Raw genomic sequence first — 22,320 nt, 5'->3', positions numbered from 1 at the left:
CTCCATTTCTTTTATATTATACAGTAAATTTTCTGCTTTATAAATAAAAAATCAAGAGTTCACTGCTCTTGATTTTTAGAGTGCTGACGCTTTGACAGGGCTTGATTGATTTTTTGGGTTTTGAGATAAATATCCAAACGCACAAAGCACCAGATAATAACATAAATCAGAAAATACTCAAGCCAGAAACGCGGATGAAGCAAAACATCCTGCCAGTCGTTGTAAACCATCATGGCTGAAACCAGTCCCAAGGTGACCGAACAATGGACAATCAAAAGCAGCAGAAATGAAAAACGCTCACTTTCAAATATAAGACTGACCAGTCCGATGGCAGCACTCATGACTAAAATACTGATAATATTGCTTTTGCTGACCGGTGATTTTTGAATGTCAAAAAGAAGAACTAAGAGATAGGTCAGACTGCCTGTACGGAGCCCCGACAGCATCGCACTGAATACTTTTTTCATTCCGGCTTCCTTTCTAAAGTCCCAGCTGAGCCATCAGGAGTTTAACATACTTTCGGCTCACGCTGGACTTAATATTGTTGCTTAACTTGGCCATCATATTGCCCGAAAAGCTGTCCGACAGCGATTCCAGATGGTCAAGGTTAATCAGGGCATGTTTGGAAATTTGGATAAAGTTAGATTTATTCAGGCGGTTTAAAAAATGAACCAGTGTTTCTGTTGTCGTATAGACACCCTTTAAGGTATAAATTTTCAGGGTCGTCTGACTGACATCTGCCAAGATAATCTCACTGAGTTTGAGCATGATGATCTTATCCATACTCTTGATGGGAATGGCGGTGCTTGCGGGCGGCTGATAGTTATCAATATAATCAAGCAAGCGCTGAATATCATCCGTTTTTTCTGCTGCCCTGACCAAAACAAGGGGCGTATGGACTGGAATTTGTGAATCCAGTTCAAATTGACTTTTTACCACCGGATCTTCCTCTCTAAACAAGGGATCGGCGCTCTAACAGAACAGTTTGCAAACTGAAAAGGACAAGTCCGATCGCTAAGATACCTATCACTATATAGTATGTCTGAGTATTTGTCAATAAATCCTGCCAAGCCATGCGGATACCCATCAGTTTTTCAAAGCGTTCTCTGGCACTGTCCTGGCTGAAATTATCTTTGAGAGCATCTGCCATGAGCACTTGTCTGAATAAAGAAGCGATATAAGCTCCCGGCGTACACTTCATCAGGGCCTGTGCAAAATTCGGAAGCTCGCCTATAGGAACATAGGTTCCTACAAGAAAACCTGAGGCAGCTCCAAAAATAGTTGCCAATTTGCCAAGATTGTCAACTGAGCGGATAGGGCTAACGAAAAGCGCATTAAGCAGGGTTGATATCAGGGTATTTAAAAGCATGATAGCAATGAGCTGAGGCCACACTGACCAAGAAAGGCTGACCTGATCAGCCACATAAAAGCAGCTTCCCATAATGATAAACATGATCAGCTGCATGGCAAAACCAACAAGTGCTGCACTGATAATATAGCTAAACGGCAAAGCCCAGCCGCCAAGATCAGTAATCAAAAGATCCTGGTATACATGGCTTTCTTTGTCCTTTGTCCATTGGGACAGACTGGACAAGGTCGTGGTAATTCCCGTGATAGCCAGTGTTCCGCCTATCAGCCATGTATCTAGCAGCTGATTGCTGCCGTCTATGCGCAACCAGGAAGACTCAATATTATCCTTGAGAAAAACAAGATAAAGAATGAAAGAAATAAGTGCCCCCATCAGCGAAAAGATCACACCGCTGCGGTTGCGGAAATAAAGAATACAGTTTCGTTTAACTAAAGCTGACATTTAACGTACCTCCCGTCCGGTCAGGGTCATAAATGCATCGTCCATAGTGCCGGGACGAAATTCAAAATTGTGAATTAATCCTTGGCAGCTGCTGAGAATAGCCACCGCCAGCTCAGATGTTTCAGGTTTTAAAATGACTTCATTTTCTCTGACCTGTTCAATCTCAGTGTCTTTCAGACAGCCAAGCAGCCGGTTCAGCTGATTGCTTTGCAGTTTAAGAATATTCTTGGCATATTTTTCCTTGATGAAACGAGCTGTTCCCTGCGCAATCACTTGTCCATGGTCAATGATATAGACCATATCAGCACTGTCTGCCTCATCCAGATAATGAGTTGTCAGCACAATGGTCATCTTATCTCTTTTTTGCAGCTGGTGCAGCAACTCCCAGATGGCTTGCCTGGTCTGAATGTCAAGACCCGTTGTCGGCTCATCTAAAAAGAGGATATCAGGACTGTTAAGCAAGGCACGCGCAATATCCACACGCCTTTTTTGCCCTCCTGACAGGCTGCCATAGGCTTGGTTGATAAAATGCGTCAGCCCCAGCTTGTCAACAAGCTCCTCTATCTTTTGAGGGGCAACTTTCTTGTACTGGCGTGCCCGAATTTGTAAGTTCTCCTTAACGCTCAGCATATCATCTAAAACACTGTTTTGAAAAACTACCCCGATTTTTGCCTCATGGGTATAACAGACTGTACCGGCATCAGGCTGGGAGAGGCCGATGAGCATTTGGATGACAGATGATTTACCGGCACCGTTAGGGCCTAAAACAGCGGTAAAGCTCCCCCTTTCAATAGCAATATCCAAATTATTGACTGCAATATGCTTGCCGTAAGTTTTAACGAGACCTTGCGTTTTGAGAATCATCATTAGAAAATCCTTTCTTATTCTGTCTGACTGCAGTCTAACAAAAGTTTACTGAAAAATCTCGGCTTTTTGGATAAGAGGTCAAAATACGAAGATAAGACGTTCAATAAGGAAAATGAAATTTTGCTTCCTCAGAACTGTCACGTGAAATGGGGATTGCTTTTTGAATTCTTTTGCTTATAATAAAGGGTAGCGACACATGAGGTTTTTTTCTGTGTTCCGAACAAAACAGGGTGATGACTAATGAAACTTCCTATAGCAATGATTTTTTCCGGTCTGGGTGCGTTTTGCCTGGCCTATTCTTCCTTTACTAAAAATAAGCAGCAGATGCTGCGCTGGCAAATCAGCGATTACCTGTTCACCATCACAGCCAATCTCCTTTTAGGGGGTTACACAGGTGCTTTGACAATCAGCGTCTCCATCATCAGAAACACACTGATTATCAAGCAAAAAAACACCAAGTGGATCACCATTTGTCTGGTGCTAATTCAAATCGTCCTCGGCAGCTGGGTCAACAATTTAGGTTTTATCGGCTATCTGCCCATCATCTCTTCAGTATCTTACACCCTGACAACCTTTTTAACATCTAAGATGCAAATCCTGCGCTGGCTCATCATCGAAAACATGCTGCTGTGGCTGGTCTATGACATCACTATCAAGGCTTATCCGGCTGTCTGTATGGATATTTTCATCAGCTTATCAACACTGCTGGCTATTTACAAACATCATATCAACCGTCAAAAGCTGTAAATACAAAAACATGCCTGATTTCAAAGAAATCAGGCATGTTGTCTCGCTCTTCTGCTTTTAAAACAATTCATTACAGCAGTCACACTATTACTCTTTAGCTTCTAAGACATATTTTTGAATAGCCTCAGCTACGCCGGCTTCATCGTTTGAGACGGTTACGGCATCTGCAATTTTTTTAACCTCTTGGGCAGCATTTCCCATGGCAACACTGAATCCTGCCATCTTCATCATTTCAAGATCATTAGCTGCATCCCCCAAGGCCACAATATCTTTTGTCTGCACATCCAGCTTTTGAGCCAATTCCCTCAAGCCGCTTGCCTTGGTAATTCCTTTGGGCATAGCTTCAAAAAGGTAGGACTGACTTCTGACCATGCTGAACTTTTCGGCTAATTCTCTTTCAAAATCAGCCTGAAAGGCATCCATCGCATCAGGCTCTCCCATGTACATGGCCTGAAAAACCGGTTTGTCTGCCGTCTTCACATCTGTCAAACTGACCGGTTTGGCTTCTGTAAAGACTAAGCCGGCATCATAAGCTACCAAGTCCGGCACTTCATCGGCCAGCACCAAATAATCCACATCGGCAATCAGGGTCAGGTAAATCTCAGGATAGCCCTCTAAAAGACTGTAAAGGTAGCGGATATCAGGAAAATCCAGTTTATGGTAACTCAGTAACTGCCAGTCCTCATTGATAGCATGAAGGGAACAGCCGTTATTTAAAATAGCATATTCCTTGGCTGCATCTAAGCCCAATTTGTCAAAATAGGGCTCTACGCCGCTTTGAATGCGCCCTGTGCAAATGACAATCTTGTGCCCTTTTTGAGCCGCCTCCCGAATGGTATCAATATTTCTCTGAGGAAGCTTTTTTTGACTGTCTAAGAGCGTTCCGTCCATATCAATAGCAATTAACTTAAGCAAAATAGTTACGACCTTTTCTAAATCAATCTATTGTCTAGTTTACCACATTTAAGAAAATAGCACACCCCCACCATAATAAGGGGTATGTTAATCATGTTCTCATAAAAAAGAAGCGGAAAGATTGCTGCAGCAACAGTCTGCTTCTCCGCTTGTTTTTTAATAATTTTGAAGATGGCTAAACTTCTGCTCCCAGTTCATACTTTGTCCCTTTTAAAGCACGTTTTAAAGACCATTTGCTGGGATTGCCGGTCACAGTGACTTCTTTTTTATCAAGATCAACTTTGACGCTGTCTACTTTTTTTAATTCTGAAAAACGTTTAGTGACGTTGTCAACACAGCCTTGGCATTTTAAGCCGTTAATATGATATGTTTTTTCCATGATATTTTTCTCCTTTTTACAATTTTACTATTTTAAGACGCAGAGCATTTAACACGACAGAAACCGAACTGAAACTCATAGCCAGACCTGCAATCATCGGATCAAGGAGCGGTCCGCCAAAGAGATAAAGGGCACCCATCGCAATAGGGATGGACAAAACGTTGTAGATAAAAGCCCAGAACAGATTTTCTTTGATATTAATGATGGTAGCCCGGCTGATTTTCAGTGCTTTGATAATATCAAGCATAGCCGGTTTCATGAGGACAATATCCGCAGATTCCATAGCAATATCTGTTCCTGATCCCATCGAAATACCAATATCCGCTGTCGCAAGCGCCGGAGCATCATTGATACCGTCTCCAACCATGGCAACTTTCTTGCCTTCGGCCTGCAAATCAAGAATGGCCTGCGTTTTTTCCTGCGGCAGAACCTGGCTGATTACTGCTGTTATACCAACTTCCTTAGCAATCGCCTTGGCTGTTTCCTCATTATCACCGGTCAGCATGACCACTTCAATCCCCATATCCTGCAAGGCTTTGACAGTTGTCTTGCTGTCAGGCTTAACCTTATCAGCAATCGTAATCAAGCCCAAAAGTCGGCCGTCTCCGGCAACAAAAATCGGTGTTTGACCCTCAGCCGTTGCTCTCTTGAAATCATCTTGAGCTTTTTCAAGAGAAATATGATTTTGCCGCATAAGCTTTTCATTGCCAACCAAAAGCTCTGTCCCGGCTACGCGGCCTTTGAGCCCAAAGCCTGTCAGCGATGTGAAATCCTCAGCTTCAAGCAGGGTATGTCCTTCTTTTTGAGCATAATCAACGACAGCCTGACTCAAAGGATGCTCAGACAGAGCTTCCAGAGATGCTGTTAATTGCAGCACAGACGCATCAGACCCATATGAAAAGCTGCTGACAACTTCAGGTTTGCCCCGAGTGATGGTTCCTGTCTTATCAAAAACGATGGTGTCAACTTGATGAGCTAATTCCAGCACATCACCGCGTTTGTAGAGAATACCATTTTCGGCAGCCCGGCCTGTACCCACCATAATAGCGGTTGGTGTTGCCAAACCTAATGCGCAAGGGCAGGCAATAACAAGAACAGCTACGCTGACTGTCATTGAAAAAGTGAAGTCCTGTCCCATTGCAAAATACCAGAACAATCCTGTCAGCAAAGCGATAACAATAATAACAGGAACAAAAACGGCAGATACCTTGTCAGCAATTTTAGCGATAGGAGCCTTTGTTTGCTGGGCATCCTCAACCAGTTTAATAATCTGCGACAAAAGAGTGTCGTTGCCAACTTTCTCTGCTTCAAAGACCAGGCTGCCCTGTCCGTTGATCGATCCGCCGTAAACCGGGCTGTCTGCTGTTTTTTCAATAGGAATAGACTCTCCGGTCAGCATGGACTCATCGATAGCAGAATGTCCGGAAAGCACACGGCCGTCAACCGGAATTTTTTCTCCCGGTTTAACCAAGATATGGTCCCCAATTTCTACATTTTCAATCGGAATACGGACTTCTTTGCCGTCACGAAGAATGACAGCTTCTTTTGCTGATAGGTGCATCAGTTTTTTGATAGCATCTGAGGTTCGACCTTTAGATAGAGTTTCAAAATATTTCCCCAAAGTAATCAGAGTCAAAATGACGGCTACTGATTCATAGTAGAGATGATGCACATGGTGAACATGTCCCAGATATTCATGATAGGTTCCGTAAAGGCTGTAGAGGAAAGCTGCTGTTGTCGCCAAAGCGACAAGCGAATCCATATTGGGATGTCCCTTAAAGAGCGAACGAAAACCATTGTCATAAAAGTTCCGGCTCAGTATGACGACTGGAATGGTCAAAAGCAGCAAAACACTGGCATAGGCAATCGGTGCAGATTCCGGCGCCAGAAAGCTAGGCAGCGGCAGCCCTATCATGCTGCCCATGGAAATATAAAACAGCGGAATGGTGAAAACAGACGCCCATAAAAGGCGCTTTTTAATCCCTTCCAGCTTATGTTCTTCCCGGTCTTCCTGACTTTCAGCAGTAGCCGGATCATAAATTTTAGCAGCATAGCCCGCATCAGCGACAGCCTTAGAAACAACTGCTTCATTGATCTTACCGGCGTCATAATCTATGGTCATCTTTTCAGTTGTCAAATTGACAACTGCACTGTTAATACCATCCAGTTTTTTGACTGCATTTTCCACATTGACAGCACAGGAAGCACAGGTCATCCCGTCTATCAAAAATACTTCTTCACTCATTGTGATACCACCTCCAAGTGTTCGTGACAAGAACATTGCCCGACAATACAATTACACTTAACTTCAGGAACGGCATTTGCTTTTTTGGACAACAGCAAAGCTTCTAACTCCTCAATATCAGACAAAGTCATGGGCGTCTCTTCAATCAAATGCTTCACCAAAGCTTGATGCTTCGTGACACAAATGCGGGAGAAAACTTCCGACACCTGCTGCTCCAGAGCTTCCTCTTCTGAAATTAAGCTGGAATAGATATATTTTCTTCCTTGACGCTGGCTGGTTACATAGCCTTTTTCTGATAAACGAGTGATTAACGTTTTAATCGTTGAAGCAGACCAACGATAGGCCCGACTCAGTACAGCAATGATTTCACTGCTGCTTGTTTTCTGTTTGGCCCAGACAACGCGCATCACTTCCCACTCTGCATTTGAAATAGTTGTCATTTAAGCTCCTCCTTTCAGCAAGATACCTCCCTAATGTTCTGAGAACAAATAATCCCATCTGCTTCTAACAGCCAGACGTAAGATCAGCAAACAGGCACTCTCAGCAGTAAGACATTAGGGAATCAGATATACTTGTTTACGTTTGTAGATATATTTTATTCTTTTTGTTTACATTTGTCAACATAAACAGCTCAAAACAAAAGAAAAAGCCTTCATTGGACTCATAATCCTCACGAAGGCTTCGACACCTATTACCTGCTTTTGCAGCAGCTGACAAACAAAGGGAAAAATCGTTTTTGTTTGCTCAATTTCTTTTTTCCAAATCCCTAAGCATTTGGTCAATTTTATTGCCGTATGCAATGGATTCGTCCTTGATAAACTGAAGATCCGGAATCTTATACATGGTCAGGTTCTTCCCTAACTCACGCTTGATGGTTCCGGTCGCTTTTTCAAGACCCTGCTGCGCTTTTTGCCCATCTGAAGCCAGATCGCTCATAATCGTATAATAGACCTTAGCCAAGGACAAGTCGCCCAGCATTTGGACATCCGTTATCGTTACTCCCTGAACGCGCGGATCACGAACCTTCTTTTGCAAAATCTCATTGACTTCACGTTTGATTTCCATCCCGACGCGATCAACACGGTGGTTTGACATAATTAAGATACCAAGAGCGAACGAAGAGCAGAACAATTTAGCCTGTTTAAGAAATCAGCAGTTCTTATCAGTTTCCTAAATGTCAAACTCCTCCTTCGGGTTTATTTCCTTTCACTAAATTTTTGATATTTCTCTTTTAGCGAGAAAACATTCAACTACGTCTGCACGCAGAACTTATTTACGCTTAATTTCTTCCATGATATAGGCTTCAATAGCATCATCCACTTTGATGTCATTGTAGTTTTCAATCATCAAGCCGCCTTCTTGGCCATTAGAGATTTCTTTGACGTCATCCTTGTAATGTTTAAGGCTGGCCAGTTTGCCATCGAAAACAACGACACCGTCACGGATAACGCGAACGCTGGAGTCACGTGTCACTTTACCGCTGGTTACTAGGAAGCCGCCGATTGTGCCCACTTTAGAAACCTTGAAGGTTTCACGGATAAGAGCTTCACCGATAATTTTTTCTTCAAATTCCGGATCCAGCATACCTTTCATGGCATCTTCCACTTCTTCAATGACCTTATAAATGATTGAATGCAGACGGATTTCAACATCATCAGCCTCTGCCTGCTGGCGAGCCTGCGGTGTCGGACGGACATTGAAGCCGATAATGACAGCGTTAGAAGCCTCAGCCAAGGTCACATCTGATTCATTGATAGCACCAACGGCTGAATGGACAACATTTACCTTAACACCTTCAACATCAATCTTAAGAAGAGATGATGCTAGGGCTTCAACCGAACCTTGAACATCTGCCTTGATGATGACATTGACCGATTTCACTTCACCGGCTTTAAGGGTATCAAAGAGATTGTCAAGACTGACACGGTGCGTCAGCTGACGCTGTTTCATCAAAGCACGTTTAGCACGTTCTTCACCGGCGGCACGAGCAGCTTTTTCATCTTCATAAACCGCAAAATGGTCTCCCGCCATAGGCGCTTCATTTAAGCCGGTAATAGATACCGGTGTTGATGGCAAGGCTGTTTTGACACGGCGCCCCAGATCATTAGTCATGGCACGGACGCGGCCGAAAGTGTTCCCGGCAACGATAGGGTCTTGAACATGCAGTGTTCCCTGCTGAACTAAAAGCGTAGCCACTGCTCCCTTACCTTTATCCAGACGGGCTTCAATGACAGTACCGATCGCACGGACTGTTGGGTCTGCCTTGAGCTCTTGGATTTCCGCAACAAGGAGAACAGTTTCCAGCAGCTCTTCGATGTTTTGGCCGAATTTTGCTGAGATTTCGACAAATTCAGAGTCACCGCCCCAAGCGGTTGAGATAACGCCATGCTCTGCCAATTCCCCAATGACACGCTCTGGGTTAGCTCCGGGCTTATCAATCTTGTTAATCGCAACAATAATCGGTACATTGGCTGCCTTTGAGTGGTTAATCGCTTCTATGGTCTGAGGCATAACCCCATCATCAGCCGCAACAATCAAAATAGTGATGTCGGTGACAGAGGCTCCGCGGGCACGCATGCTGGTAAAGGCCGCATGTCCCGGCGTATCTAAGAAAGTAATTTTCTTTCCGGCTTCTTCAATCTGATAGGCTCCGATATGCTGAGTGATACCGCCCGCTTCACCTGTAGCAACACGTGAATTGCGAAGCGTATCAAGGAGCGTTGTTTTACCATGGTCAACGTGTCCCATAATCGTCACGACGGGCGCACGCTCAACCATATTTTCCGGATTGAGATAATCATCTTCAACAAAGAAGCGCTCAATATCGGCTGCATCAACCTCAACTTTCTTATGCGCTTCAATACCATAATCCACCATCAAAAGTTCAATAGTATCTCCGTCCAAAGATTGGTTCTGCGTTGTCATAACGCCCATCATGAAGAGTTTCTTAACAATTTCTGCAGGCTCACGCTTGATACGTTTTGCAATCTCAGCTACTGTCATGCCTTCTGTATATTCAAACTCTTTAGGCAATTCATGGAACTTGCGCTCAGTCACAGGTTTTGGACTGCTGTCATGACTGCGATTGTTTCTGCCTTTTTTATTTTTCTTGTTCCAATTACTATTTCTTTGGTTTCTCACTTGGTTTTGCTTATTCCGATTTTTCTTGTTTTTATTTTGTTTTGGTCCGTCCTCATTTTCATGTGCAAAATCACGTGATTTATCTGAACGGGTCTGTTTTTTCCGGCGTTTGTCCGGTGCTGCCGGACTTGGAGCTGCGGCTGCCGGCTGAGTTTGCAGCGGTTCCGAAGGTACTGCTGCCTGAGCAAGCGCTGCTGCAGCGTTTCGCTCTTCCTCTTTAGCCTTTCTGGCTTTTTCCTGAGCCTGCGCTGCCTGACGCCGCTTATTTTCTTCAGCTTCATGGAAACGCACTTCACTCTGACGGGAATATTCAGCATTCTGCTCCGCTTTTAAAGCAGCTGCCCGCGCCTTAAAATCGATACGCGGTTCTGCTTGGATGCCCCTTGAAGAAGCTTGGCGGTTAGCTGCCTGATTGCGGCTGTCGCGGCGATTGTCATTTTGACGGCCGCGGCTGCGGCTGTCTCCCCGGCGGCTGTCCTGACGGTTTTGATAACGATTGTCATTGCGACGGTCACGGTCATTGCCGCGGCTGTTTCGCCCTTCATTGCGGCGGCCGCTGGCACGCCGTTCCGCTTCTGCCTTGGCACGCGCTTCACGTTCTGCCTTAAAATTCCGATTTTGCGGTCTGGGACGAGCCGGCTTAGCTTCTGCTTTAGCATCTGCAGCCGGTTGCTTATCTTGCGGTTTTTCCGCTTCTTTCGGAGCTGCTGCAGCCTTTGGCTTCTGCGGAGCTGCAAAACTTTCTGCAATGCGCTTAGCATCCTGCTCATCCACGCTCGAAGCGTGGCTTTTTACTTCTAGGCCCAACGATTTTGCCTTTTCGACAACTTCTTTACTTCCTTTGCCAATTTCCTTGGCAATTTCGTATAATCTTTTCTTAGACAAATCTTGTCCTCCTATTCTTCTAATCCATAAGAGTCCTCATTTTCTTTGAAAACCCAGTGTCCGTAACAGCAAGCACTTTTCTGCTTCTGCCGATAGCGGCACTTAATTCCAGTGTTGAAAACACTGTGGAGACTTCTATATCATAATAGTTGCTTTTATCCGTCACTTGCTTGGTCAGATTAGCTCCGGCGTCATTGGCTAAAAAGACAAGCCGCGCTTTTCCGCTCTGAATGGCTTTAATAACCTGCTCCTCACCGGAAATAAGACGTCCCGCCCGCTGAGCCAGACCTAATAAATGTGACAGCTTTTCTAACTTATTCAAGACCCAACTCTCTTCTTTTCACCTTATGATCAACGAAAGCAATCAATTCATCATAGAAGCTCTCAGGAACTTCCATGGCAAAGCTGCGGTTAAAAACCCTTTTTTCCTTAGCCTTCAATGCTTCTTCGTTATCAATCTTGATATAGGCACCCCGACCGTTTTTCTTGCCGGTAGGGTCAATAAAAATTTGGCCTTCCTTGGTTTTGACAATGCGGAGCAAATCACGCTTATCAATGATTTCACCCGAAACAAGAGACTTTCTCAACGGTATCTTTCTTGTTTTTGCCATCAAACACCTCCGACTTTTCTACTCAATATCGTCTGAGACAAGTTCCTGAGCAAAATCAGCCTCAGCAGTTTCTTCAGAACCTGCTTCCTGATCAGACAGCTCCTGAGCTGCCTCATCTTCCTGTGCCCATTCAACTTCCATTTCTTCAAATTCACTGGCTGATTTAATATCAATGCGGTAACCCGTCAAATGAGCTGCTAGGCGGACATTCTGCCCGCGGCGGCCGATTGCAAGAGACAGCTTACTGTCCGGCACGACAACTGTCGCATGTCTTTCGTCTTCTTCATCAAAGAGGACCTGATCCACCTCAGCAGGCGCAATAGCATTGTAGATAAATTCGGCCGGATCATCAACCCACTCAATGACATCAATATTTTCTTCAACAGGTACCCAAAGGCCGGTCTTTTGATCCAGACGTTTAGGATGAAACTTGCTGGTAACTTTTTTGATGTTGGCACCTTTACGGCCGACGATTGTTCCGATAGCATCAACATTAGGATTGTGACTGCGAACAGCAACCTTGGTGCGGTCTCCGGCTTCACGCGCCACACTCATGATTTCAACCGTTCCATCAAAGACTTCCGGAATTTCCTGTTCCATGATACGTTTGATAAATTCCGGATGGCTGCGGCTGACGAAAACATTAACCCCTTTAGGATTATTTTCAACCTTGTAAACATAAACTTCAATACGGTCGTGAGAAGCAAAAGTTTCTCCCGGGATTTGATCTTGGCGGGACAGCTGGGCTTCAATCGTTCCTAAGTTAACATAGATAAAGCGATCATCAAAACGCTCCACCGTTCCAGTCATGATTTCTCTTTCATGCTCTTTATATTCATTGAAAGTGACCTCACGCATCTGACGGCGCATTTTTTCCATGATAGTCTGTTTGGCAGACTGCGCAGCCACACGGCCGAATTCTTTGGGACTTTCTTCAAAGCGAATCTTATCGCCCAGTTCATAAGCTGTACTGATGGCAAGAGCATCTTTGAGGCTGATTTCAAGGCGGCTGTCAAAGACTTCCTCAACAACCTCACGCACAGTGAAAACTTTAAAGTCACCTGTCTTTTCATTAAATTCAATTTCAGCACTCTCAGACTGACCATAGCGCCGTTTATAGGCTGACTTTAGTGATTCTTTAACTGCATCAATAATATCGTCTTTGTTAATGTGTTTTTCTTCTTCCAAAATACGGAAGGCTTCTAGCATTTCTTTACTCATAATTAAGATACTGAGGGCATAAAATGAACAACATCAAAATGGGAGATTAACTGACGGACGTTTTCGTCCCGGAAAACCTGCCTTTTGACACAGTTTGCAGCCCGTGTTCGTTTCCTTTCCTAAGATAAAATATGAGGGATTACAGCTTCACAGCCATACGAGCCTTAGCTACTGTTTTATAAGGAATCTCGACTGTTTTTTGACGTGTTTTATCCATATAGGCGATTGTCAGTGTTTCACCATCAAAGGCAAGCAAGTCACCTTCAAAAACCTTTGTTTTGTCAATAGCCTGATAGAGACTCACATTGACATACTGACCGACAGCATCAGCCAGACTTTCTGCAGTTTTTAGCGGACGTTCAAGGCCGGGGCTGGACACCTCCAGCATGTACTGATCCGGAAAAGGATCCGGCTGAATTGTATCGAGCAGGGGGCTGATAATATCTGTCAGCTCTGCTGTATCTTCGACGGTGATTCCTCCCGGTTTATCAACCAGAATACTGAGAACATAATCCCCGCCCATTTTTTCATACTCAACATCAACCAGCTCAAACGGTTCAGTAATAACAGGCCTTACTGTCTGTGTCACTATATCAATAATCGTTGCGATTGCATTTCCCTCCTTACACACACAAGGAGCGAAGTCACAACTTCGCTCCTTTCTGTATTATTTCCTACTATTATAACATAAATTGAGGAAAATGCAAGTCTGACACGGGATTTTTACTATCCGACCCGCTTTTTATCTTTGAAAAATCTGAAATTTTAAAGAGTGCTTTATCTCTTATATCTCATCTTTCAAGGAGAGGAGGGGATTCGAACCCCCGAGCCCCGTTAAGGACTACACGCTTTCCAAGCGTGCGCACTCGGCCACTATGCGACCTCTCCGTAAAGAGCGAGACTAAAATCTCGCCTCAACACGATAGATGGGCTGGCCTTTCTGAGAAAACTTCTCTTCGTACTCGGTCAGCACATTATTTTCATAATCACTGGCATGCAAATCTAACCATACCTGCTCTAAAATCATACCATATTGTGAGAAACTTGCCAAGCTATATTCGAAAAGTTGGCGATTATCTGTCTTAAAATGGATTTGACCTTTTTCCGGCAGAATCTTTTGATAAACCTCTAAAAAGTTTTTATGGGTCAGGCGCCGCTTCTCATGACGCTTTTTGGGCCAGGGATCGCTGAAGTTTAAGTAAATCAAATCAACTTCATGATCCGCAAAATAATCGCTTAGGCTAGAGCCATTGGCCAAAAGCAGCCGAACATTGGGCAGCCGGCCTTCCAGCACCTTATCCAAGGCGTGGCTGAGAACAGAAACCTGAAGATCAATTCCAATGTAATTAATTTGAGGATTCTGAGCAGTCATCCCTGTAATAAAGCGTCCTTTGCCGCTCCCAATTTCAATGTGAACAGGATTATTATTGCCAAAGACCGTATGCCAATTTCCCTTTGCTTCTTCCGGTTTTAAAATAACATACTGAGGATTATTTTCCAGATGCTCCTCAGCACCTTTTCGTTTTCTGACTCTCATGCTTTCTTTCTAAAAAGAATCTCTGAACTTGCGCAGTTCATAGATTTCCTGATTGACATTTTCCATATCACGGTTTTCATAATATTTTAAAATCTGTGACAGATAAGAAAGCTGACCGTACCACCTAATCTTTTGGTAAACTTTGCTGTTTTTCTTGTAACCGTAGTAAGTCAGCCATTCCGCCCAGCGCGTATGCGGAATATAGTGGCTTAAAATATGTGCCACATCGTACATGCGGTCTGTCACACGCACAGAATCCCAGTCCACTAAGTAAATCAGACCGCTCGTGGTCACGACCCAATTGCTGTGTCTGACATCTCCATGAACAATGGTTGCATAGTCTTTTTTAAAGTCGGGCAGATTTCGCTTCATCTCCGCAACCACAGACTGCAGGTAGGCATTTTCTGCAATTTGATAAGGAGCACTGCGCTCCCAAGACAGCAGCAAATCCAGCGGCCCTTCTATTTTATAATTTAATTGCAGCAGCTGGTTAACCAAAGGCTTTGATTTGTGCATCTGCAGCAAAATCTGAATGATTTGCTTGCTGTTCATATCAGCTCTGGTTAAGAGCCTGCCGTCCAGCCATTCCTGAGCGCTCATCATATCACCGTTGCCCAGACGCTTGGCCCATAAAAGCTGCGGTGCAATCTGTTCCTTGGCTAAAGCTGCCAGAATCGGTGTCGTGTTGATTTTCACAAAAATTTTATCACCGTTGGGATAAGTGCCAATATAGGCTTGACCGCTTTTCCCTTTTAAGGGTGTTAAGGTTAAATCTTTATCTGATTGGATCACACTCTTCCCCTCCTTTTCTTCTCGAATCACTAGTCCTATTTTACTTGTTTTAAACGGCTTAGTCAATTATCTTCTTTATTTTGTAAACCAGATAAAATTCATTTAAAATAATCATCGCTGCCGCCAGAAAAAGCGCCTTCTGCCAAGAAAGGCTGACGCACATCTCAACTGCTGTCAAAAGATATAAGACAGCTCTTAGAAATTGCTTGAGACTAGCTTTTTTAGTTTTTGGGGCAAGCGGAAAAAGGCCTGTCAGATACTGATAATCATAGTGCTTATACAAAGCCAGCAGCTGAAAGAGCAGCAGATAATTAAAGAGAACTGCCAGCCCAGCTGAAATCAAAGGCTGAGCAATAAAAATAAGACTGAGCAGACTTAACATTCCTAGGCGAACAGCAAGACCCAGATAATCACCGCTCCGCAAAAAAGCACGTAAATAAAGATGGGTCCACGTATTGCTGTGTTTCTGCGATAAGAAACCCGTCGTAAAATCCAGATAAGAGCGGCGCTTGACACTGGCAGAGAGTCCTTTAACATTGGTGAAAAGAGAGAAAAACTTTAAAATTGCCTGCTGCCGCTTTCTTTCCTGACTGATCGCCTTGGTCCAATTAAGTTTTCCGCCAGGCAAAAAAATGTGTACTTTTTTTGCCATAATCAGCCATTTTAAAGCAAGAAAAGCCAGTAAAAAGAGCACAAAAGCTGCTACAGACATTCCCAAGCGCAAAAATAAGGGTGCTAAGAGCAAAAGAAAAAGAAGCTGCAGCGTTCCCCAAAAGAAGAAAGCGCGCTTTTGAGCCTGTTTGATTATGGAAACCACTTCTTTTTCCTTAGCGATTAAAAAATGCCGATCAGCCGTCTCCAGATAAGTGGCTGTATTTCCCCAAAACAGCAAGACTGTAAGCGCCAAAGATAAAATAATGATGATTGGCAGATGATTGGCTGGAAAATGCTTTAACAGCTGACTGTACTGCACCATGAGAAAACCCAGCAGAAAAATCAGCACTAAAACAAAATGGTCATTGAACACATAACGCAGATATTTGCTGCTTTGCCTGATAAAAGCCAAGCGCCTTTTGCTAAATATCGTTTTCATAAGTCAATCCTCTTTTGTTAAAGCCATATAAATATCATTAAGACTGGCTTTAGGGCTGCCAAAAGCTGCCCGCAGCTCTTCCAAATTGCCCTGAGCTCTTATCTGTCCGGCATGCAAAATAACAAAGCGGTCGCACATTTTTTCTGCCGAATCAAGGACATGTGTGGACATCAAAATAGACTTCCCTTTTGCCTTTTCAGCCGCTAAAAGCTCTGTCAAATCTGAGATAGCCACAGGATCCAGTCCTAAAAAAGGCTCATCAACAATAAAAAGGCTGGGATCAACAATAAAAGCACAGATAATCATCACCTTTTGCTTCATGCCCTTAGAAAAATGACTGGGAAACCAATCGAGCTTATCTTCCAGCCTGAACAGCTCCAAAAGCTTATGGGCACGGTTCATCGTTTCTTTTTGTTCGATATCATAAGCCATGGCTATCGTCTCAAGGTGCTCTTTCAGAGTCAGTTCCTCATAAAGACTGGGGGTTTCAGGAATAAAACCGATTTTCTTGCGATAAGCCTCTTCTTGATCAGACAGGGTCAAACCGTCAATACTGATCTTTCCTTCATAGGGGGTCAACAGACCGATAATCTCATTGATCGTTGTTGACTTACCGGCCCCATTGAGTCCGATAAGACCTACTAACTCACCGTCTGCCACTTGGAAACTGATATTTTTTAGGACAGGGATATTGACATAACCGCCTGTCAGATTTTCGATTTTTAACATGACGTTTCTTTCTAACTTTGATATACTATATTATAACAAAAACAAGCTAAGAAGGTGATTTTTAATGGACAATTGTATTTTTTGCAAGATTATAGCAGGTGACATCCCTTCATCAAAAATCTATGAAGATGACGATGTTTTAGCCTTTCTTGATATTTCCCAAGCTACCCCAGGCCATACGCTGGTTGTGCCTAAAGAGCATGTCCGCAATGCGCTTGCTATGGATGAAAAAAGCGCAGCCAAGCTGTTTGCCAAGATTCCAAAAATTGCCCGTGCCCTCAAAAAAGCAACTGAGGCCGATGGACTTAATATCGTTAACAACAATGAAGAAGCAGCCGGACAGACCGTTTTTCACGCCCATGTGCACCTGGTCCCCCGCTTTGCCGGCTCAGATGAATTTGCCATCCACTTTGTCGAACACGAACCTGACTTTCCTGCCCTTGCTCAGTTAGCGGAAAAAATTCATAAGGAGATTGAGGCATGAAAACAAAAACTTTCATCATCTCAAGTATTCTTGGAGCCGGCCTTTACCGGCTCTATCAAAAGCGAGATTCCATCAAAACTTCGCTGACAGAATCCAAGCAGCATCTGGATCAGGCAAAGGCTGATGCTGACAATATTAAAAACAATTTGCTCACCATCAATCAGCAAAAAGAACAGCTGGCTGCCATCAGCCAAGAGCTGACGTATAAATTGCGAGTTCTTCAGGAAGAAAGCCAGTCTCACTTGGCAGAAATTAAGAAAACAGCTCAAAAATACAGTCAGAAAGATTAATTGGCTCACAGCATAAAACAAGAGAGGCAAGCACTGTGATAGACTTACCTCTCTTTTTTTGCTGCTTAATAACCAGAAGCAGGCTGCTGGTAATTCCCTTGATTGTAATAACCGCCCTGATTAGAATAAGCACCTGAATCAGATGCGCTGCCCGAACTATAGCCGGAGTTGACACCTGAGTCTGAACTGTAACCATAAGCTGAGCCGGATCCGTAATCAGAGTAGCCGCTTGAATCTGAATAATCACTGCTGCCGGCATCCGAAGTGCTTGACTCACTGTCATAGACACTGGTATCGCCATAGAGATTTTCGTAGAGACTGGCTGTTGTTTTCAGGTTTTCCGCAGTAGATTTTTTTCGTCCCAGCTCCTTCTTAATCCGATTTTGCACTTTGAGCATTTCTTTGGCTGTCACCAGCTGATAAGAACCGCCGTCAATAGTAGCTGATTCTCCTTTAAGCTGATAGGTTTTAACATTTTTAAGAGCATCGCTGTAGCCCAGAAGATCAGGAATAGTAGAGCTGGAAATTTTGATATTAGTCTGCATATTCTTGCTGACAGCAGACAGGATTTTACGGTATTTGCTGACACTGTCCAAGGCCAAAATCTTTTTCAGGACCTTGCTGATAACTTCACGCTGGCGCTTTTGCCGGCCATAATCGCCGTCCGGATCATCGTAGCGCATGCGGGAATAAACCAGAGCCTGCTCACCGTTAATCTTATGGCGGCCGGGCTCTACAGACGCCGTAAACTCAGGTTCATGATCTTCTATAGAGATAGGAAAATCAAAATGATTGGTCACTGTGATACCGCCGACAGCGTCTACCAGCTGTACCAGACCTTTCATGTTAATCTGAACATACTTGTCAATCGTAATGTCAAGCATATCCTGAACAGTCATGATTGCCATCTTAGCTCCGCCGGCAGCATAGGCTGCGTTCAGCTTGGCATCATAGCCCGTTTGATCGTTATTTTTAGGTCCGGACAGTTTAATCAAAATATCGCGTTCCAAACTGGTCATAGTTGTCTTTTTCGTCTTTGGATTAACAGTTACCAAAATCATAGAATCACTGTTGCCCTCCCATTTGGAAGTTCTTTCGGCTGAGCCGGTATCTACTCCCATCAGCAGGATACTGAACGGTTTTTCGTCAGCAATGACATCTTTCCCTGACCCTGTCCCGTAGTCCTTAAACGTCTTTGAGAATTCTCCCAAAGAAAAATTATAGATACTTGTCGCATAAACTCCCAAGGCCAGAAAGCTTGTAAGAACTATGGTGACAAGCATGATTAAAATTTTTTTACCAATTTTCATCTGTTTTTTGTTAATCTATCAGTTTTCCCATCAGGTAAACATCAAGAAATTCTCCATCTTTTGTTTTTGCACCACGTTTCTTGATGCCTTCAATTTCAAAACCAAACTTTTCATAAATATGTACAGCCTTGGCATTGCGCCGCTGAACAGTTAACTCCAGTTTTCGGATGACAGCGCTGTGTTTCGCCCAGTCCAGTGCTGCTTCCATCAGGATCTGGCCTATGCCATAACCCCAATAGTCTTTTAAAACTGCCAGAAAAACTTCCCCGATATGATTGATACGGGTGTGTCCGTGAGCTGAGACCATCAAAACGCCTACGACACTGTCTGCAATCTTAGCGACCAGACAGATTTCATTGAAGGATTGTGCTTTCTGCTCTATAAACTCAAGCATTTCCTGGGCATTCATATGAGGGCTGTCCTCATCCTGCGTAATAAAATCAGTCTCTCTTGTCAGCTGTTTCAGGGCTGCTGACAAACTTGCTGCATCCTCAGGCAGCACCTCGCGAACAATAACCTCTTGCTCAGTCATGATCAAGTTCCTCTGCTAATTCTTGACTGCGTGACCCATGCGGAATAAAGGTCAGCTGCCTGCCCTCTGCTAACTTATCTAACCGAACGGTCAAATAATCGTCAAAAAGAGCGGCATCCAGAAATTCTCCCCATTCAATGACAGTCACGCCGTCGCCAAAAAGAAAATCATCTAAATCAATAGAATCAGGGTCATCGCCGATACGATAGACATCCAAGTGATAAAGCGGAAGGCGGCCTTCATATTCACGGACAATTGTATAGGTGGGGCTTTTAACCATCTGTTTTATACCCAAACCCTTGGCAATTCCCTTTGTAAGAGTCGTTTTTCCTGCTCCTAAATCACCTGTCAAAATAAGAACGTCCTGAGCTTTAAGCTTTTGACCGATTTTTTCACCAAAAGCCAGAAGCTGATTTTCATCTTGGCTGTAAAACATAGACATATTATATCAAAATGTTTTACCTCTTCCAACTATTTTCCGAAAAAGAAGAAAGATTTCGCCGATTAGCTCAAACAGCATCAAAAAAAGAAGGACAAGGCTCCGCCAAGTCAGCGCCAGAGTCCTGTTCCTTCTATTGATATAAAAAATAAATATTCCAAGCTGACCTAACTGCCTGTTTTAAACTGATTATAAGATTGCCAGACTGATAAAGTTCAAAATGAAAAGAAAATCAAGAATCCAAATAATCGGATGGATATCGTTAGCTTCCTTTTTAATGACTTTTGAAAATGTATAGAAGAGAAAGCCGGTTGCAATTCCTTGAGTAATGCTGTAAGCCAGACCCATGAAAATCGTCGCGAAAAAAGCTGGAATTGCTTCGCTCATATCAGACCATTCAATGTCTTTAAGACTTGACAGCATCATAATCCCCACAATCAAAAGCACGGCTGCTGTTGCCTGTGTCGGAACAATAGCAAGCAAAGGACTGAAGAAACTTGAAACAGCAAAAAGGGCTGCCACTACAACTGCTGTCAGACCTGTACGGCCTCCGGCACCGATACCCGCTGCAGATTCAACAAAAGTTGTAACATTTGATGTTCCGGCAATGGCACCGACGGTGGTCCCTACCATATCTGAAAACAGAGCCTTATCCATTTTGTTTTTCAGACCATTTGACTGGGACTCATCCGTTACATCAAAGATGCCTGCTTTGGCACCGGTACCGATAAGCGTACCGACATTATCAAAGATATCCGTCAGAGCAAAGGCCAAAATGGTCATCAAAACTTCGGGAATACGTCCGGCATCAGAAAACAGAGCTCCTAAGCCCTCACTTCCAAGAGCTGCTCCAAAGATAGTTCCCAAATCCTTAACGGCAGCCGCCGGATTATTGGCTGAAAAGTCAATTGCGGATAAATCAACAAGTCCGGCCAAAATAGCGATGACAGTCGTAATAATAATAGACAGGATAACGCCGCCCTTGATGTTTTTAATAATGAAAAAGGCTGTTATAATAATCCCGATAACAGCAACGACAACCGCAGGATTGTTAAAGTTGACCAGCGATGGTGTTGCTGATGAATTGGCCGTAATAGAAGCTAAACCTTTGGCAGCGCCTTTGCCGGAAACCGTATAGGTTCCGGGATCAATGGCAAAGCTTAATAAACCGGCATTTTTTAAACCGATGTAAGTTAAGAAAACACCAATACCGGCACTGATGGCTTTTTTCAGACTGTCGGGAATTTCATCAATAATCATTCGCCGAACTCTGGTCAGAGTGATGATAATCGAGATAATCCCGCAGATAAAGACCATGGCCAAGGCTTCCTGCCACGTGTAACCCAAGGAAAAGACAACCGTATAAGTAAAGAAGGCATTGAGCCCCATCCCCGGTGCCATCGCGTAAGGAATATTAGCATAGAGCCCCATCATCAAGGTTCCGGCAATGGAGCCGATGATAGTAGCCAGAAACACTCCTTGTGAAGGCATTCCCGTCTGGCTCAAAATAGATGGGTTAACAAATAAGATGTAACTCATAGCAAAAAAAGTAGTGAAACCAGCCAGTACTTCCGTACGGACAGTGGTTTTGTTTTCTTTCAGTTTAAAAAACTTTTCCATTTTAAAATCAGGATCTCCTTTTTATGAACGATAGGTCTATTATAGCTAAAGATTCGGCTCTCTTCAAGGCTTTTATTTCATATTGTCCTGATTGATAAAAAGCAGAACCATCATTTGCAGGAAGGTAAAGCCCAAAATAAAAGGCAGGGCATCGGGTGATAAGAGCTTGGTCAGCTCATCAATGACAAGCGCTGGCCTAAGAACCGTATCCCATGAGTTTAGTCTGGCATAGCGTCCCAGATGAATCGCTAAGCCGGACACAAAAGAAAGCAGCAGCATAAGCACCGTTTTAACATAAAAATCCTTGACGGCAAAACGTCTGAAAACCTGATTGACACTTTCAGCACCGCACAAAACGCCAAATAAAATACTGCCTATAAAAAGGAAATAAAGGATTAAGCTCCCTGAATCACTGAAAACAGTGGTTGCAAAATCCATATGTACTATATCTGTCAGCATGTAAAAGGTATTGGGATAGAAGAAAAACCAGAGCAGGCCAAAAAGCAGGCTCAAAAAAGGATTTTTAAAACGATTTAAGCAAAAGCTGAAATCCAGAGCCAACAGGGCCAAAAACATGTTCCAAATCAGATATCTTTCTTCTATTTTAAAGTAGACAACAGCCAAAGAAATGATAAAAAAGAAAAAATGGCTGATCAGCAGCTTATGTTTCATA

General features: G+C 43.6%; 25 protein-coding genes, 1 tRNA gene and 2 pseudogenes. 3 read left to right on the top strand and 25 right to left on the bottom strand.

Annotation, left to right across the window (positions count from 1 at the left end; genetic code table 11):
- Positions 1 to 59: 59 nt before the first annotated feature.
- From AC4HAF_RS01460 to AC4HAF_RS01445, 4 genes are read right to left on the bottom strand one after another with little or no spacing between them, the layout of a single operon-like run.
- Positions 60 to 467 (bottom strand): DUF3021 domain-containing protein, encoded by a 408-nt coding sequence (locus tag AC4HAF_RS01460; protein ID WP_491096370.1) that lies wholly within the window; start codon positions 465 to 467, stop codon positions 60 to 62.
- 13 nt (positions 468 to 480) lie between these two features.
- Positions 481 to 939, bottom strand: coding sequence for a LytTR family DNA-binding domain-containing protein (locus AC4HAF_RS01455; protein WP_491096369.1), 459 nt, complete (start codon positions 937 to 939; stop codon positions 481 to 483).
- Positions 940 to 952: 13 nt separating this feature from the next.
- Positions 953 to 1,810 (bottom strand): ABC transporter permease, encoded by an 858-nt coding sequence (locus AC4HAF_RS01450; protein WP_491096368.1) that lies wholly within the window; start codon positions 1,808 to 1,810, stop codon positions 953 to 955.
- A complete protein-coding gene (locus AC4HAF_RS01445; RefSeq protein ID WP_491096400.1) occupies positions 1,811 to 2,674 on the bottom strand; it encodes an ABC transporter ATP-binding protein in 864 nt (287 codons plus the stop codon). It abuts the gene before it with no gap.
- Positions 2,675 to 2,917: 243 nt separating this feature from the next.
- Here AC4HAF_RS01445 and AC4HAF_RS01440 point away from each other — a divergent pair, with 243 nt between their 5' ends.
- On the top strand, positions 2,918 to 3,424 hold the full coding sequence (locus AC4HAF_RS01440; RefSeq protein ID WP_491096367.1) for a YgjV family protein: 507 nt from the start codon (positions 2,918 to 2,920) through the stop codon (positions 3,422 to 3,424).
- 87 nt (positions 3,425 to 3,511) lie between these two features.
- Here the strand turns inward: AC4HAF_RS01440 and AC4HAF_RS01435 are convergent, their stop codons facing one another.
- The 16 genes and pseudogenes from AC4HAF_RS01435 to AC4HAF_RS01360 form a co-directional block, all read right to left on the bottom strand.
- Positions 3,512 to 4,339: a Cof-type HAD-IIB family hydrolase gene (locus AC4HAF_RS01435; protein WP_491096366.1), complete on the bottom strand. Its 828-nt coding sequence runs from the start codon at positions 4,337 to 4,339 to the stop codon at positions 3,512 to 3,514.
- A 175-nt stretch (positions 4,340 to 4,514) separates the two neighbouring features.
- On the bottom strand, positions 4,515 to 4,718 hold the full coding sequence (gene copZ, locus AC4HAF_RS01430) for a copper chaperone CopZ (RefSeq protein ID WP_491092291.1): 204 nt from the start codon (positions 4,716 to 4,718) through the stop codon (positions 4,515 to 4,517).
- A gap of 16 nt (positions 4,719 to 4,734) precedes the next feature.
- Complete coding sequence (locus tag AC4HAF_RS01425) at positions 4,735 to 6,963, bottom strand: heavy metal translocating P-type ATPase (RefSeq protein WP_491096365.1); 2,229 nt, start codon at positions 6,961 to 6,963, stop codon at positions 4,735 to 4,737.
- Entirely contained in the window at positions 6,960 to 7,403 is a 444-nt protein-coding gene (locus AC4HAF_RS01420) for a CopY/TcrY family copper transport repressor (protein ID WP_491092289.1), read from the bottom strand. The genes AC4HAF_RS01425 and AC4HAF_RS01420 overlap by 4 nt, the downstream gene beginning before the upstream one ends.
- Positions 7,404 to 7,707: 304 nt before the next feature.
- Positions 7,708 to 8,058, bottom strand: a complete 351-nt coding sequence (gene rbfA, locus AC4HAF_RS01415) for a 30S ribosome-binding factor RbfA (RefSeq protein WP_491092288.1) — start codon at positions 8,056 to 8,058, stop codon at positions 7,708 to 7,710.
- 174 nt (positions 8,059 to 8,232) lie between these two features.
- Positions 8,233 to 10,233: pseudogene (infB, locus tag AC4HAF_RS01410) on the bottom strand (translation initiation factor IF-2); the annotation flags it as partial.
- 125 nt (positions 10,234 to 10,358) lie between these two features.
- Positions 10,359 to 10,989: pseudogene (locus AC4HAF_RS01405) on the bottom strand (translation initiation factor IF-2 N-terminal domain-containing protein); the annotation flags it as partial.
- A 19-nt stretch (positions 10,990 to 11,008) separates the two neighbouring features.
- Positions 11,009 to 11,311 (bottom strand): YlxQ-related RNA-binding protein, encoded by a 303-nt coding sequence (locus AC4HAF_RS01400; RefSeq protein WP_491096364.1) that lies wholly within the window; start codon positions 11,309 to 11,311, stop codon positions 11,009 to 11,011.
- Complete coding sequence (rnpM, locus tag AC4HAF_RS01395; protein WP_491092286.1) at positions 11,304 to 11,600, bottom strand: RNase P modulator RnpM; 297 nt, start codon at positions 11,598 to 11,600, stop codon at positions 11,304 to 11,306. Before rnpM ends, AC4HAF_RS01400 begins: the two co-directional genes overlap by 8 nt.
- A gap of 18 nt (positions 11,601 to 11,618) precedes the next feature.
- On the bottom strand, positions 11,619 to 12,821 hold the full coding sequence (nusA, locus tag AC4HAF_RS01390; protein WP_491092285.1) for a transcription termination factor NusA: 1,203 nt from the start codon (positions 12,819 to 12,821) through the stop codon (positions 11,619 to 11,621).
- 139 nt (positions 12,822 to 12,960) lie between these two features.
- Positions 12,961 to 13,452 (bottom strand): ribosome maturation factor RimP, encoded by a 492-nt coding sequence (gene rimP, locus AC4HAF_RS01385; protein WP_491092284.1) that lies wholly within the window; start codon positions 13,450 to 13,452, stop codon positions 12,961 to 12,963.
- 170 nt (positions 13,453 to 13,622) lie between these two features.
- A tRNA-Ser gene (locus AC4HAF_RS01380) sits at positions 13,623 to 13,709 on the bottom strand.
- A gap of 13 nt (positions 13,710 to 13,722) precedes the next feature.
- The gene (gene trmB / locus AC4HAF_RS01375; RefSeq protein ID WP_491096363.1) at positions 13,723 to 14,358 is read right to left on the bottom strand and encodes a tRNA (guanosine(46)-N7)-methyltransferase TrmB; all 636 of its coding nucleotides are present in this window, start codon (positions 14,356 to 14,358) and stop codon (positions 13,723 to 13,725) included.
- A 9-nt stretch (positions 14,359 to 14,367) separates the two neighbouring features.
- Positions 14,368 to 15,150 carry a cell cycle regulator CcrZ gene (ccrZ, locus tag AC4HAF_RS01370; protein ID WP_491096362.1) on the bottom strand — a complete coding sequence of 261 codons (783 nt, stop codon included), beginning with the start codon at positions 15,148 to 15,150 and terminating at the stop codon, positions 14,368 to 14,370.
- A gap of 58 nt (positions 15,151 to 15,208) precedes the next feature.
- On the bottom strand, positions 15,209 to 16,243 hold the full coding sequence (locus tag AC4HAF_RS01365; protein ID WP_491096361.1) for an ABC transporter permease: 1,035 nt from the start codon (positions 16,241 to 16,243) through the stop codon (positions 15,209 to 15,211).
- Positions 16,244 to 16,246: 3 nt separating this feature from the next.
- Positions 16,247 to 16,972 (bottom strand): ABC transporter ATP-binding protein, encoded by a 726-nt coding sequence (locus AC4HAF_RS01360; protein ID WP_491096360.1) that lies wholly within the window; start codon positions 16,970 to 16,972, stop codon positions 16,247 to 16,249.
- 64 nt (positions 16,973 to 17,036) lie between these two features.
- Between AC4HAF_RS01360 and AC4HAF_RS01355 the strand changes: the two genes are divergently transcribed.
- Both AC4HAF_RS01355 and AC4HAF_RS01350 read left to right on the top strand, forming a co-directional pair.
- Positions 17,037 to 17,456, top strand: coding sequence for an HIT family protein (locus AC4HAF_RS01355; RefSeq protein WP_491092279.1), 420 nt, complete (start codon positions 17,037 to 17,039; stop codon positions 17,454 to 17,456).
- Complete coding sequence (locus AC4HAF_RS01350) at positions 17,453 to 17,746, top strand: hypothetical protein (protein ID WP_491092278.1); 294 nt, start codon at positions 17,453 to 17,455, stop codon at positions 17,744 to 17,746. The genes AC4HAF_RS01355 and AC4HAF_RS01350 overlap by 4 nt, the downstream gene beginning before the upstream one ends.
- Before the next feature lie 65 nt (positions 17,747 to 17,811).
- Here the strand turns inward: AC4HAF_RS01350 and lytR are convergent, their stop codons facing one another.
- The 5 genes from lytR to AC4HAF_RS01325 form a co-directional block, all read right to left on the bottom strand.
- Entirely contained in the window at positions 17,812 to 19,056 is a 1,245-nt protein-coding gene (lytR, locus tag AC4HAF_RS01345) for a glycopolymer--peptidoglycan transferase LytR (protein ID WP_491096359.1), read from the bottom strand.
- Between the two features lie 10 nt (positions 19,057 to 19,066).
- Positions 19,067 to 19,588: a GNAT family N-acetyltransferase gene (locus AC4HAF_RS01340; RefSeq protein ID WP_491092276.1), complete on the bottom strand. Its 522-nt coding sequence runs from the start codon at positions 19,586 to 19,588 to the stop codon at positions 19,067 to 19,069.
- Positions 19,581 to 20,024 carry a tRNA (adenosine(37)-N6)-threonylcarbamoyltransferase complex ATPase subunit type 1 TsaE gene (tsaE, locus tag AC4HAF_RS01335; RefSeq protein ID WP_491096358.1) on the bottom strand — a complete coding sequence of 148 codons (444 nt, stop codon included), beginning with the start codon at positions 20,022 to 20,024 and terminating at the stop codon, positions 19,581 to 19,583. Before tsaE ends, AC4HAF_RS01340 begins: the two co-directional genes overlap by 8 nt.
- Before the next feature lie 192 nt (positions 20,025 to 20,216).
- Positions 20,217 to 21,647, bottom strand: coding sequence for an NCS2 family permease (locus tag AC4HAF_RS01330; RefSeq protein WP_491096357.1), 1,431 nt, complete (start codon positions 21,645 to 21,647; stop codon positions 20,217 to 20,219).
- Between the two features lie 72 nt (positions 21,648 to 21,719).
- Positions 21,720 to 22,319, bottom strand: coding sequence for a DUF1361 domain-containing protein (locus AC4HAF_RS01325; protein WP_491096356.1), 600 nt, complete (start codon positions 22,317 to 22,319; stop codon positions 21,720 to 21,722).
- Between the last annotated feature and the right edge of the window lies 1 nt (position 22,320).

It is taken from the genome of Streptococcus sp. ELY_90, assembly GCF_058314475.1.
The sequence above is the reverse complement of the archived record's forward strand: the minus strand, read 5'-3'. Positions and strand labels throughout refer to the sequence as shown.